10 protein-coding genes and 1 CRISPR repeat array are annotated in these 11,747 nt (G+C 50.4%); of the genes, 5 read left to right on the forward strand and 5 right to left on the reverse strand.

Features of this window, described 5'->3' with window-relative positions; all coding sequences use genetic code 11:
* Positions 1-3: 3 nt before the first annotated feature.
* The 3 genes from ACTCIA_RS07130 to ACTCIA_RS07140 all read right to left on the reverse strand — a co-directional run bounded on the left by ACTCIA_RS07130 (position 4) and on the right by ACTCIA_RS07140 (position 2,250).
* Positions 4-1,416 carry a TM1812 family CRISPR-associated protein gene (locus tag ACTCIA_RS07130; RefSeq protein ID WP_463001114.1) on the reverse strand — a complete coding sequence of 471 codons (1,413 nt, stop codon included), beginning with the start codon at positions 1,414-1,416 and terminating at the stop codon, positions 4-6.
* Positions 1,394-1,627: a hypothetical protein gene (locus tag ACTCIA_RS07135; RefSeq protein WP_463001115.1), complete on the reverse strand. Its 234-nt coding sequence runs from the start codon at positions 1,625-1,627 to the stop codon at positions 1,394-1,396. Before ACTCIA_RS07135 ends, ACTCIA_RS07130 begins: the two co-directional genes overlap by 23 nt.
* Before the next feature lie 485 nt (positions 1,628-2,112).
* A complete protein-coding gene (locus ACTCIA_RS07140; RefSeq protein WP_463001116.1) occupies positions 2,113-2,250 on the reverse strand; it encodes a hypothetical protein in 138 nt (45 codons plus the stop codon).
* Here ACTCIA_RS07140 and ACTCIA_RS07145 point away from each other — a divergent pair.
* Positions 2,209-2,361 carry a CRISPR-associated endonuclease Cas2 gene (locus ACTCIA_RS07145; protein WP_463001123.1) on the forward strand — a complete coding sequence of 51 codons (153 nt, stop codon included), beginning with the start codon at positions 2,209-2,211 and terminating at the stop codon, positions 2,359-2,361. The two genes, ACTCIA_RS07140 and ACTCIA_RS07145, sit on opposite strands and share 42 nt — an antisense overlap.
* Positions 2,362-2,608: 247 nt before the next feature.
* Positions 2,609-4,659: a CRISPR direct-repeat array (repeat unit 36 nt; unit sequence GTCAGAAGGAAGGCCCCGATTAGAGGGGATTGAGAC).
* A 268-nt stretch (positions 4,660-4,927) separates the two neighbouring features.
* Here ACTCIA_RS07145 and ACTCIA_RS07150 read toward each other — a convergent pair.
* Both ACTCIA_RS07150 and ACTCIA_RS07155 read right to left on the reverse strand, forming a co-directional pair.
* The gene (locus tag ACTCIA_RS07150) at positions 4,928-5,269 is read right to left on the reverse strand and encodes a YkvA family protein (RefSeq protein ID WP_463001117.1); all 342 of its coding nucleotides are present in this window, start codon (positions 5,267-5,269) and stop codon (positions 4,928-4,930) included.
* A 119-nt stretch (positions 5,270-5,388) separates the two neighbouring features.
* Entirely contained in the window at positions 5,389-5,871 is a 483-nt protein-coding gene (locus ACTCIA_RS07155) for a GreA/GreB family elongation factor (RefSeq protein WP_463001118.1), read from the reverse strand.
* Positions 5,872-6,098: 227 nt separating this feature from the next.
* On the opposite strand from ACTCIA_RS07155, the gene ACTCIA_RS07160 reads away from it, so the two are divergent.
* The 4 genes from ACTCIA_RS07160 to ACTCIA_RS07175 all read left to right on the forward strand — a co-directional run bounded on the left by ACTCIA_RS07160 (position 6,099) and on the right by ACTCIA_RS07175 (position 11,115).
* A complete protein-coding gene (locus tag ACTCIA_RS07160; RefSeq protein ID WP_463001119.1) occupies positions 6,099-6,545 on the forward strand; it encodes a hypothetical protein in 447 nt (148 codons plus the stop codon).
* Positions 6,546-6,611: 66 nt separating this feature from the next.
* Positions 6,612-7,733 (forward strand): sigma-70 RNA polymerase sigma factor region 4 domain-containing protein, encoded by a 1,122-nt coding sequence (locus tag ACTCIA_RS07165; RefSeq protein ID WP_463001120.1) that lies wholly within the window; start codon positions 6,612-6,614, stop codon positions 7,731-7,733.
* Between the two features lie 45 nt (positions 7,734-7,778).
* Positions 7,779-8,954 carry a hypothetical protein gene (locus ACTCIA_RS07170; RefSeq protein WP_463001121.1) on the forward strand — a complete coding sequence of 392 codons (1,176 nt, stop codon included), beginning with the start codon at positions 7,779-7,781 and terminating at the stop codon, positions 8,952-8,954.
* A 16-nt stretch (positions 8,955-8,970) separates the two neighbouring features.
* Positions 8,971-11,115: a hypothetical protein gene (locus ACTCIA_RS07175; RefSeq protein ID WP_463001122.1), complete on the forward strand. Its 2,145-nt coding sequence runs from the start codon at positions 8,971-8,973 to the stop codon at positions 11,113-11,115.
* The last annotated feature ends 632 nt before the right edge of the window (positions 11,116-11,747 follow it).

Below are 11,747 nucleotides of genomic sequence, written 5' to 3' on the forward strand. Positions count from 1 at the left end.
TCCTCAGGTCTGCCGGGTATGAATGATTTTCTGTTGAATCAAGCTGGTGATCAATTTTTCAAGAAAATTGACCGCGTCACTTGCCAGCGTCTCAATTTCTTGATCCTTTATCTTTTTTTGCATGGTTTTATCTCCGTGGCCTGTCCAGGCGTGATCAAAGCCGTTGCGGTATTTTTTGGTTTCCTTGGTAATAGTTTTTAATTCCTCCAGCATGCTCTGGTTATTGATCCAGGTGCAGATGGTGGTGTTAAGCTGCTCTGCTCGAGTGTTTTCTTTGTCTGATCGGCTTTTAAAATCACTGAAATTCATCATTCTGACAAATAGATCAGCATAAGGTGACCGTAGTTCAGCCGTTGCTGGATCCCATATATCCTTGATCAGCTCTGACGGGGTGCCAAGCATTCCGACGGACCCAATGGTTTCAAGAATGACAGTGTAGGCCTGCATGTAAAGTCTGTGTTCATTTAACATGCGGATGATATCCAGCTGGAGCATGAAATAATCCGCATCATATTGGCCGGACAGCTCTTTGGCCAAGGGTGCAAACTTTTCTTCCACCAGGCAAAGCAGCTCATGTTCCGCTCCAGTGCTTTTGTCTTTGCAGGTTCTGATGATTTCCAGGGCGTTTTTCGTGTTTCTGGCCACCCGGTTGACATCGATGTTTCTCAGTGTGGCAGTCAATTCTTCCAGGGCTCTGATAAGGTCGCTGTCTTTAAGGTTTGAAAAAGTACCACTGCTTTCATGTTTGGCGACATCGGCCAGTTTTGATGCATCAGCGTTTTCAGTAAGCCGGGCCACCCCATCGGCCCATTGATTGACAGAATAGAAATCCTTCATGTCAATGATGGTTCCACGCCTGTCTGAGTTTTCATTTTTTTCTCCGTAAAATACATGCCGCAAAACGATTTGGTTTTTCGCCTTTAGTATGTAATTCAGTGCGGCAGAAAGGATTATCGACAGGGATCTGAACCCGTGAGTTAAGTCAAACACAAGTGTATCGCCATTATTGATGAGGCTGCTGATCTTTTCAAAAAGGGCCCATGCACTTTTGATTTGTTCGATTTTTCCAATGTCCACCGCTTCTATAATCTCTCCGGGGATGCCCAGCTCATCTTTTAGTTCATCGTGCAATTCATGGAAAAATTTTTTAGATTCCCGGGTGCATAAGATATAAATTTTTTCAAACCGCTCTCTTCCCAACAGTTGAATTTCAGACCGCTGAACAAATTTTGTAAACACTTTGTCTTCAGCTCCTTCCATTTGATAGGAAAGCTCAGAATATCCGCCTCCGTCGGGGCCTGTTCCGATAAAACTGATAAATTTCATTTGTTTTTCTCCTCCTTCAAAGGAAGCAGTGTGTGACAAAGACCAATTTTTAGCACATTTAGCCCAATTATATAATTGCAGACGGCGCAATTAAAAATTTTTTCAAAATTTCATCGGTAGCTGAAAGGAAAAAATGTTTCCGAATTTGACCAGATCTGCGCCAGGATATGTTCAGAATCGTTAAAATAAAAGTGATTTCCTTGTATCCCGGAGTCCATATGGCGTAAGCGATTTCAGCATCAGCTCTATAATCCTTTCCCTGCACAAGGTTAACCAGCCCCAGGGCAATGGGCAGGGCCATGGATGTGCCGGTAATGGGCCGGGGTGGTCCGGGCAACAAGGAAACAATAGGAGCCGTTTAGGGTTACATCATGACTGTTTTGCAGATGTTTTCCGGAGGCGGCCGCGGCACAGGCGATTGCTTCGCCGCCTGCCTGGTCCAGAACAGATCCGGCCCACTGAGGCCAATACTGCTCCGGGTTCAAATCCGGGGAGACCATAAAGTATCTGAGCACGGCTTTTTTACCGGCAATGACTCTTTTTCTGTCCAGGACAAATCTCCGGATGAGGCTTGAAAAGAAATTTCATCAATTCAGGATTTCCAGGGAAAAAACAGGATGACTTTTGCCTTGTTCAAGTTTTGCCTATGATATATAGGCAATAGATGAATTGCAAGCAATTTTGAAAACACCCCAAAACCCCGTTTTGATGAAATTTTGTGTCCGGTGGCCCCAAGATATCCCTGAGGCTTGGAAGGCCTTTGAAAATATGCCGCCAGGTGCCGTATCAAATGATAAACCGTTTTTCTATGACATCTGATTTTGATTTGTCCGTGAAAAGCAGAAATCCGTATTTGAATGCCCGAGCCTGACCGATGAGAAACTGGTCAAACTCCGGCACCGCATCGATGATATCATTGACCATTCAGAGGACTCGGTCCGGTTTTATCCCGCATGCCGGAAATGTATCGCCGGAGTGGAATGCTCGGGAATTGGGGATCCGCCGCTAAAGCGAAACTTTTCCGTTGTGATTTGAAGGATCTCCTTGAAATGGTGCGGAAATTGTGGAAAATTAAAAGAATCATGATATTTTCGTTCACACAGTCGGGTCAAAGGACATTAGCCGGGGATTTTGTAAAACAATTTGTTTAGTATTATTAATGTGTTATTCAAAAAGAAGGACTCTGCTGCAGTGCCTGAAAAATTCCCAAACGCAAAAAAAAGGCAGGCCAGCCGGAAATGGCTTGCAAATGCCTGTATTTTTGATATATTTTCTACCCAGAGTCAGAAGGAAGGCCCCGATTAGAGGGGATTGAGACTTGTATTGATTCAGTTGTTGGTTTTCTCTTACTTTGTCAGAAGGAAGGCCCCGATTAGAGGGGATTGAGACATTGTCCATATTTTTCCCGCTGTTCTTCCTTGAATGGTCAGAAGGAAGGCCCCGATTAGAGGGGATTGAGACTTGTATTTTTCTTTCACCTGTTCCGCACGATCTTCAGTCAGAAGGAAGGCCCCGATTAGAGGGGATTGAGACGCATCGTTTCTGTTTCTGTGGCGAATGGGTCAAAGTCAGAAGGAAGGCCCCGATTAGAGGGGATTGAGACTCTATCAGTTTTTTTTCATGACTTTTAAAAGTTTTAAGTCAGAAGGAAGGCCCCGATTAGAGGGGATTGAGACATATTCTTTGTTTGTTATTTTTTCATTTAATTTTTTGGTCAGAAGGAAGGCCCCGATTAGAGGGGATTGAGACCAGCCATTCAATTTCGTCTCTCTTCTCGTGAAACTGGTCAGAAGGAAGGCCCCGATTAGAGGGGATTGAGACAAGATCAACTTTATGGAGAAACAGGGCACAACCTGGGTCAGAAGGAAGGCCCCGATTAGAGGGGATTGAGACAGCGTGCCGTTTTCTGCGACTTCCAGAAAAGTATCTGTCAGAAGGAAGGCCCCGATTAGAGGGGATTGAGACCGTGGCACCCACGTAAACTTGCTGACCTTGAGCATCGGTCAGAAGGAAGGCCCCGATTAGAGGGGATTGAGACAATTGAATCGAAGCATTCTTTACTCGGCCTCGATGAGTCAGAAGGAAGGCCCCGATTAGAGGGGATTGAGACGAGTTGTTTAAGCTGCTCTTTGCCGACTCGAATTGTTAAGTCAGAAGGAAGGCCCCGATTAGAGGGGATTGAGACTTTTTTTTTTGCAAACAACCACAGCTTTTTGTGTGTCAGAAGGAAGGCCCCGATTAGAGGGGATTGAGACTTGTCCAGGGCTTTTATTTTATCTGTCAGGGTTTGCGTCAGAAGGAAGGCCCCGATTAGAGGGGATTGAGACTGGTGTCCTCTACTACGAAACCATGAAGCAATGTAAGTCAGAAGGAAGGCCCCGATTAGAGGGGATTGAGACAAAAGGGAGATTCAAAGGACGGCCACAGCAATAAACAGTCAGAAGGAAGGCCCCGATTAGAGGGGATTGAGACCTAACTTCCGGATCATCTTTTTGTATTTTACCTTTTTTGTCAGAAGGAAGGCCCCGATTAGAGGGGATTGAGACTCTGTTCCTCCACCCTTTGCTCATCATCCCGAGTCTGTCAGAAGGAAGGCCCCGATTAGAGGGGATTGAGACACAATAAATGCGTTTCATTGTGCCCCCTTTAATTTAGTCAGAAGGAAGGCCCCGATTAGAGGGGATTGAGACGTTATTTCGTTTTTGTATTCAGCGCCCGCGGCCAGGTCAGAAGGAAGGCCCCGATTAGAGGGGATTGAGACTGAACCGGGTATGTCCCTCCCCCGTCCGTGGCGTAAGTCAGAAGGAAGGCCCCGATTAGAGGGGATTGAGACTGATTCCCACCCACTTCTTTTTTGAAAAGCCATCTAGTCAGAAGGAAGGCCCCGATTAGAGGGGATTGAGACTTATGCAATAAATCCTGTACAAACATCCAAATTGAGTCAGAAGGAAGGCCCCGATTAGAGGGGATTGAGACTCATCTTCCGGAGGCGGCGGGGTGTTGTCGCCACGTCAGAAGGAAGGCCCCGATTAGAGGGGATTGAGACGTTGATCGTTTTCTCGCTGTCATCTCCCCAGCGATAGTCAGAAGGAAGGCCCCGATTAGAGGGGATTGAGACTCACCGATGGCTACAGTCTTTACCAGATAACCACTCGTCAGAAGGAAGGCCCCGATTAGAGGGGATTGAGACCGCCTGCAAGAGAAATTTTTGAAATAATCATTCTGGTCAGAAGGAAGGCCCCGATTAGAGGGGATTGAGACGCGTCTGTCAGGGATTTTTTCACGGCCTCTTCATCTGTCAGAAGGAAAGCCCCGATTAGAGGGGATCGCGACTCGTTTTCAAAGGATTCATTATGGTTCAGGTGGGTCAGGCAAATCGGAAAAAAAGAGGAGAAAGACTCAGGAAAGGAACAGAAATCCGTCATGACAACTTCGTCTGCAGGGAAGGGGAGCCCCAGCAGCCTATGAGGGGGCAATGGTTATTCTGTTATGGGCGGATTTCTGCGGTTTGATTGTTGCGCTGGCGCGAAGATGGCGGAGTCTTGCGGACAAAAGGAACGGTTTTTGGAAAAACCATCCCTTTTGCCCGCAATCGTCCGGATCAGCCGCCAAACCATTGCTTCATTTTCTTTGCCGCCCGGGCTTTGACCGCATCGTCGATGTAGAGGCTCACGGTGAAGACCGCGCCGGTAAGAACGCCAAGATCATCCACGTAACCGATAACGGGTGTCATGTCCGGGATGGCGTCCATGGGGCAGATGAGATATCCGAGCGCGGCATAGATCGTTGCTTTGGCCCAGGCCGGCGTTTCGGGTTTCTCAGCGGCGTAATAAAGCCAGAGGGCTTTTTCGATGACCTGCCAACCGGCTTTTTTGGCGCTGTAGAGCACCTTGTTCCAAAAACCGGTTCTGCTGTAATATCCGGTGTAATTTGCTGCTTCCATGATTTCACCTCCTTTCGGTGTTCTGGTTGCCGTAAAAGCGGTTTCATTTTTGTCTCACACACTATTATTGCGGCACGGTTTTGGTTTTTTTCAGCCGCATACCCAAAATTTTCGTAAATTCAGACTGTCGGGTATGCGGATTTCACACCCACAATAAACAGGCGAATCGTTTCATCGTGGATTTTTACAGTGCAGGTTTCTCCCGGTTTTTTGCCGAGCAGCTTTCGGGCAACAGGATGGCTGCACGCAACAGCCTGTTCCAGGGTGAAATTAAGATAGCTGCCCACAAGAAGACTTCTGAGGGATTTGTTTTTTCCCATGCGATACGTTGCCCTTTTTCCGGGAAGAACAAGATTGTCAGGCTCCTCCGGAGATATGATCTTTGCGTTGTCCCGGATATGGAGCAGCTCCAGCAGGCGCCTGCACCATTTGAACTGACTCCGGCTGTGTTCCGTGTAGAGGAAGTTCTCATAGTATGGGTCATCGGTTGACCGGGATGTATCCCCGTCTTTTTCGCTGAGCTCGCGGATCATTCGTTCGATCTCATCAAGGCGCCGCTCGAAGTATCGGTAGTCCTGGGCCAAAAAATAGTAACGGTTCATGTGCGCCTCCTGTCTTGATGGTTTAAAATCGGCCGGGCTGCGTTTCTCCCTGTTTTGGTGTAACGGACTGGTTTGCGCATTTTGCAAAAACTGGCCCGTAAAACTTTATGCCTGAAGATACCGGGGGATGTTTCCGGGTTGATTTTTTGCTTTTCGCGCGCTATTCGGATAAAAAACCAAACCGGAAAATCGGATTCAAACCGCCTGACAATCAAGATGAGGCCGGCATGGACATGGACGGAAAGACCTTCTGGAAACAAGGCCGGAAAACGGTGACAGCTCCCGGGGACCTGGATTTGATTTTGTGTTCAACGGTTTATCTTCCCATGCGATTCTGGCGGAAAAACTTCTGGTTCACCGGAGCACTGGACCAGACCCTGCACGAATGCACCCAGAAAGCGTTTCCCGCAAAAGTCTTGGAAGGAAAAACCCGGCCGCTGTTTGTTTTAAAACCCTTTCAGCAGGGATTTTCTGCTGTAGCGCCCTGCACCTCCAGGACACCGTACAGGTTTTCGCATTGCCATTTCATCCACCAGGGGTGCCGGCTCCTGCATACCGGATTTGAAGTTGACAAAACATCTTATATTCTGGACCGGTTCAGGTTCAACATACCCGTTTCACTGGCAGAAACACTTCGTTTTCGGGGAGAGGTGCCCCTTTCATGCATCGGATAGACTTGCCGTGAGAGACTGCTTCCGGCCAAAAAGCAATGCTGCGGATATCCAGACAGGAAGGCTCGGATGACAAATCAGGAGAAAAACCGTCGGATTATTGAATGGCTCGGGCAGCCGGAAAATGACCCATTCCTGGACCGGCTGGCCCGGATCGCGGTGAATTGGCTGCAAAGGGACAATCTTCTGACCGGGTTGCTCGGGGAAGGGCTGGCTGCGGGCGGATCTGCAGCAGCCGGGTATCACGGAGAGTCCCCGGGCAGGGAAGCTGTTGATGCCGTGAAAAGCGAGCTGTTTATTTTTCTGGCGGAAAACAGGAAAATCCAGGAAGTAATGGCTGCAGGACATAAAAAGTCCGGCGGATATCTGCTGAAAGCTTTTCACAATCACTGCCGCGAAAAAGCCCGCAGCATTTCCGTCAGCCCCAGAAAATACTTCCGTCGGACGGCCCTGGCCGTTATCCGGGAGACAGAAACCCTTTCAAGCGCCAGTGAAGGAACGGGCGCTGGAAAAGGATATGCCACCATATACGGCAAAGGCCCGTGCAGGGGGGTGCTTGACCCCTTAGGCGACGAGGACAAGCAGCAGATCCCATTTACACTGGAATGCCAGCAGGTGTTTTCCGGGGCCCGCAAAAACGCTCTGTGCAATCGCAAAGCCCTTTTTCACGCTTTGTGCTGGTTTCTGGACCAGGCCCGGGAAAGAAGGCAATCCCCCGGCTCCTGGGTAAGTCTCGAGGATTTTCTGGACTGGCTCATGGCCAATCGTCCCCCAAATCTGCCCATTGGCCCGGACATGCACAACCGGCATTTTTACCCGGACCCCGATGGTGATCCTGTTTCTTTTGAAGAGAGGCTTCCGGATAACAGCAGCAGCCCGGACCAACAGTGGTATGATCCGGAGTCTGTTGCCTGCTGGGCCAAAATGTGCGTAGCCTTGCTGACCCGGGAGGAGCAAAGCCTGCTGCACCAGAAACTTGTCCTGCATCTCAACCCTCGCCAGATCGCCGAAAACAGAGGGGATATTTCCCGAAACACCGTTGATAACCGCTCGGAGCGGGCATTGGACAAAATACGATCATTTCTTGCCGACAAACAGTGGGTGAGTTTTGATGATCTGAATGAAGAGGCGTTTTACCATTTCATGGAAAAACTCAACCAAGAATTGAAAAACGCCTGTTTGGCGCCGTAAGAAAATCAATAAACGGTATTAATGACGGATTAAAGGACTTCGATGATGGAGGATCGAAAGCAGGCGCTTTCCATGGCCAGGATGTACAGGCTGTGCCCGCCGCCCGGGGTGGCAGGGGATGCCGCACACAAAGACGAACTGGAAAGGCATATTCAAATCTGCCCCTATTGCCAGGATTTGCAGGAAGAAGGTCTGGGGCCGTGGAATGATCTTGCGACGGCAATCGGTGATTTGTTTTTCTCCGAACACCCGTCCGGCCATGTTGCCGCCGGCCGGCTGTATTACCTGAAAAAAGCCCTCGGCCGCTGGCGCGGCGGGTATTATTACACCCCGCCCATGGTGATGGTAATCGATGCTTCTCCGCAGGTTTCCGAGGACATACTGGTGGCACAGGTTTACCATGATATTGTTCTGGCCGGGCCGGGAGATCTGGTGCTGGCTGAAAAACAGGGAATTGAAGGCAGCTTGTTTGTGGAACCCTGGAATATCTATACCCTCCGTCTTTCAGACCTTGGTCAGGAGGTCGGCTCGGTTGGCCAAGATGTCGTGCAGGCGGTCCGGGAAATGGATGAAAACCCCGATGAACTCCCCTCATGGGCTCCGGCACTCCCCCCTTTTGAACAACAGGATGTCCGCAGCTATTTCCGGGAAATGGAAATTGAGGTGGGCTATACCTTTTCAGCCCCGGCTGTCGCCGATCTGGTGCAGAAACTGGAGCAGGAGGCACCCGTGCTTGCCTATGACAATACCAACAGCCTTGCAGCAGACCTGCAGGCCTGTCATCCAGGGATCCGCTGGGCAGAAGACGTCAGAACTCCGGAAGAAATGCTGCTTACCATGGAACTTCCGCCTGAGGCAGTGCCCCTTGCGGCCGCTGATTTCTCCCCGCAGGAACCCGGCGGGTGGGCGCCTGAAACCCTTGCGGCCAACATTATATACCTGGAAGGCGGGCGTGTTCGAAAAGTCCTTGCGGCAGAATGCCAGGTGGCTGCAAAAGATGAATCCGCGGGTATGGTTCGTATCAGCGGCAAAATCAGCGGCCTGCCCAAAGATGCGGCGGGTATGCATCTTTTCTGTATGCTCAGGGATGGACAGGGCCGTTTGCGGAGACCTTCCAAAACAGAGTGGAATATTGAAAACGGTTGGTTCCTTGCCGAATTTGCGGACTGCAAAAGCCCTGTCAGGGACTTTTTCACCACGATAACAGTCAATGGCCTCTGATGGAAAAAACCGCCATATGAAGGATTTTGTTACAACCGGATACTTGCAGTTTCTGGTGGATTTTCCCGAAGTATTCACCCCGCGGCTTCTGACTCCATGGCCGGCTTCATGGACTGGTGCGGAATCCGAGGAACAATACAGAGCCGCCATCCGGCGGATCGAAAGCCGTCTTTCCGGTCAGGGCGGCATGCGGGATCTGTGGTTTCTCCGGCGGGTGGGGGAATACCTGGCCGGACATCGGCATGCCCCCGGGTGGGTGCGCTCGTTTTTGTCCGAAGCCTCTGGCTGGAACCGGATGTTTCCGGGCATGGATCAAGAGGCGCTGCTGGACGGATCATGGACCGCCGTGCCGGTGATGCTGGTGCTGGGCCGCCAAAAAGCCCTGCAATATTTCATTGCCGGAATACCTGCGGGTGCAGGGGGGAGTCATCGGTTGTGGCCGCAATGGGCCGATTGCCTGCTGGATGTAAAGGCGGCGGATGCGGTGAAACAAGCCGCGCAGGCGGCAATGGAACAAAACCAGGCGGTGTCGCGTGATGCCCCGTTTTTTTGTTTTCCCCTGGCTGAGCCAAACAGGGAACGCCGGATACAGGGGGCGTCTTTGGGGCTGCCCCTGGCGCTGGGTTTCCGGATGGTCCTGGAAGGCCGGGAGTTTCCGAAATGGGCGGCAGCCACGGGTTGCGTGGACAGCACCGGCAGGATTTATAGTGTGTCCAATGCAGGGGAAAAGCATACCCTGGCCTTTGAAAAAAAATTTTCGCTTTTTCTCTATCCTGCCGAAAATTGCAGCACTTTTGAAAAACCGCATCCAGAGGCCATGGCTGTGGAAAACTTGTCTGATGCGCAAGTAGCAGCCAATCTGTTTGATCCGGGCAATGCCGCCGAACTGGTCCTGTTGATGAAAATGAAAAAGGATGCACAGGTGTTTGCCGACAACTGCCTTTCCGTGCCGGGGCAATGGCTTGCCTACATCCTCGGGCCTGAAACGTGCTGTTTTCTAAAGGAGCAGATCCAAAGCGCGCCCGGGCTGTTGAATACCCTTTTAAAAAATCTGGAGTCTGCGCTCAGCCGGTATGATTTTAAAACAGCACAACTGCTGGCCGCGCTGACAGACCCGGCGGATGGCGGAAGTCTGGCCGAAGCGGCACCGGCAAGCTGGTTTACCTGGTGCACCCGCAATCTTGCCCTGTGCAATCACAGGGGCGACATATCTTCGGCCAGGCGCTGGGCTGATGCGGCTGATCGGGTGAAGCCGCGTGCAATGGCCGCAGATGATGCCTTAAAGGAAATGGCGGACTACTACAATAACGAGCTGGTCGGCATGCTCCACAATCAGTATGAATTCCGCCCTGTGCTGCCGGAAGGTTTTAAAAATCATCTTCAGCATCTTGAAACCCGGTTTCAAAGCGATCTTGATTACAATCCTGCTGCCTGCTCCGGACGCCTTGGTGAGCTTTACGGCACATTGACCCAGCACTTCGCCTTTTGCGGACCTGCATATCTTGACAAGACACTTGAATGCTCGCGTTTGGCGCGCAGGGCGTTTGGCTGCGGCCGGGCACCGGATCTCAGGGGCGCATGGAGGCGGCAGTACAATTACCTGGTGTATGCCTTTCTGGACGCAAAAGATTTTACAAGGGCGGAATCAAGCCTGATGGCATACCTGGAGGCGGATTCCTGGGATGCCATCCAGGAGATGGTCCCTGATTTGATCATGTGGGACCATGCTTGCCTTGCCCGTTTCATTGCTGACACAAAAACCGCTGTGCCCCGGATGCCGCTGGTGAAAGACCTGGTGAATGCGGCCAGGGAAATTGTTCGGCCGGAACATCCCTGGCAGCTCTGGCATTTCAACATGGGGCGGATTTTCCTGGATGCCGGGGACTTTAAACAGGCTGAAGCGTTTTTTTGTAAAAGCCTGGATTTTTGCATGGGGGAAAAATTCGGGCCTACCGTTTCCGTCATGGCCCTGCTTCCATTGTCAGTCCTTCATCTATGTGGCTTTTCCGTAAATTGGGAGAATATCGAAACGGTTGTCCGGTCTGCAGCAATGGAACTTTCCAGGGATCATTTTGCCTTCCTGGATGCGCTGAGCTTCCCGGAAGCCCTGGAGTACGTGTATGAGAAGGCTTCATTGGTGTTTCCGTTTGCCTACCGGTAACGACGGGAGGATAGCGGGAGCTTGATTGTGTTATTATATTGAATTATTTTAAAAAGTTGTCAGTTTTGATGAGGAAAAGTCAGGCGCCGGAAAAATTCCCAAACGCAAAAAAAAGGCAGGTCAGCCGGAAATGGCTTGCAACTGCGTGTATTTTTAATGTATTTTCTATCCAGAGTCAGAAGAAAGGCCCCGATTAGAGGGGATTGAGACGATATTTCCACAAACAGTGCATCTTCCACCACCTGTGTCAGAAGAAAGGCCCCGATTAGAGGGGATTGAGACGAAACTGCATCCCCCTCCGGGGTTATTTTGATTTTTTGTCAGAAGAAAGGCCCCGATTAGAGGGGATTGAGACTCTTTGCGCTCCTTGTTTTCCAGATGCCCGGAGTGGTCAGAAGAAAGGCCCCGATTAGAGGGGATTGAGACTTATATTTGTCGAATCGGGCTTGGACAATGTATTTGGTCAGAAGAAAGGCCCCGATTAGAGGGGATTGAGACCGGCGGAACTTTTTTGTGAAAGCAGGATTTGTTTTTGTCAGAAGGAAGGCCCCGATTAGAGGGGATTGAGACTGTGCAAATCCTGATTGGAGCATGGGCAGGAGAATGTGTCAGAAGGAAGGCCCCGATTAGAG

The sequence above is a fragment of the Desulfosalsimonas sp. genome (assembly GCF_055149105.1).

Bases quoted from the DNA above. Each gene is read 5' to 3' on its own strand.
- ACTCIA_RS07135 (WP_463001115.1), bottom strand. From the start codon at position 1,627: ATGGCCCTGCCCATTGCCCTGGGGCTGGTTAACCTTGTGCAGGGAAAG.
- ACTCIA_RS07140 (WP_463001116.1), bottom strand. From the start codon at position 2,250: ATGGTCAATGATATCATCGATGCGGTGCCGGAGTTTGACCAGTTTCTC.
- ACTCIA_RS07150 (WP_463001117.1), bottom strand. From the start codon at position 5,269: ATGGAAGCAGCAAATTACACCGGATATTACAGCAGAACCGGTTTTTGG.
- ACTCIA_RS07155 (WP_463001118.1), bottom strand. From the start codon at position 5,871: ATGAACCGTTACTATTTTTTGGCCCAGGACTACCGATACTTCGAGCGG.
- ACTCIA_RS07160 (WP_463001119.1), top strand. From the start codon at position 6,099: ATGGACATGGACGGAAAGACCTTCTGGAAACAAGGCCGGAAAACGGTG.
- ACTCIA_RS07165 (WP_463001120.1), top strand. From the start codon at position 6,612: ATGACAAATCAGGAGAAAAACCGTCGGATTATTGAATGGCTCGGGCAG.
- ACTCIA_RS07170 (WP_463001121.1), top strand. From the start codon at position 7,779: ATGGAGGATCGAAAGCAGGCGCTTTCCATGGCCAGGATGTACAGGCTG.
- ACTCIA_RS07175 (WP_463001122.1), top strand. From the start codon at position 8,971: ATGAAGGATTTTGTTACAACCGGATACTTGCAGTTTCTGGTGGATTTT.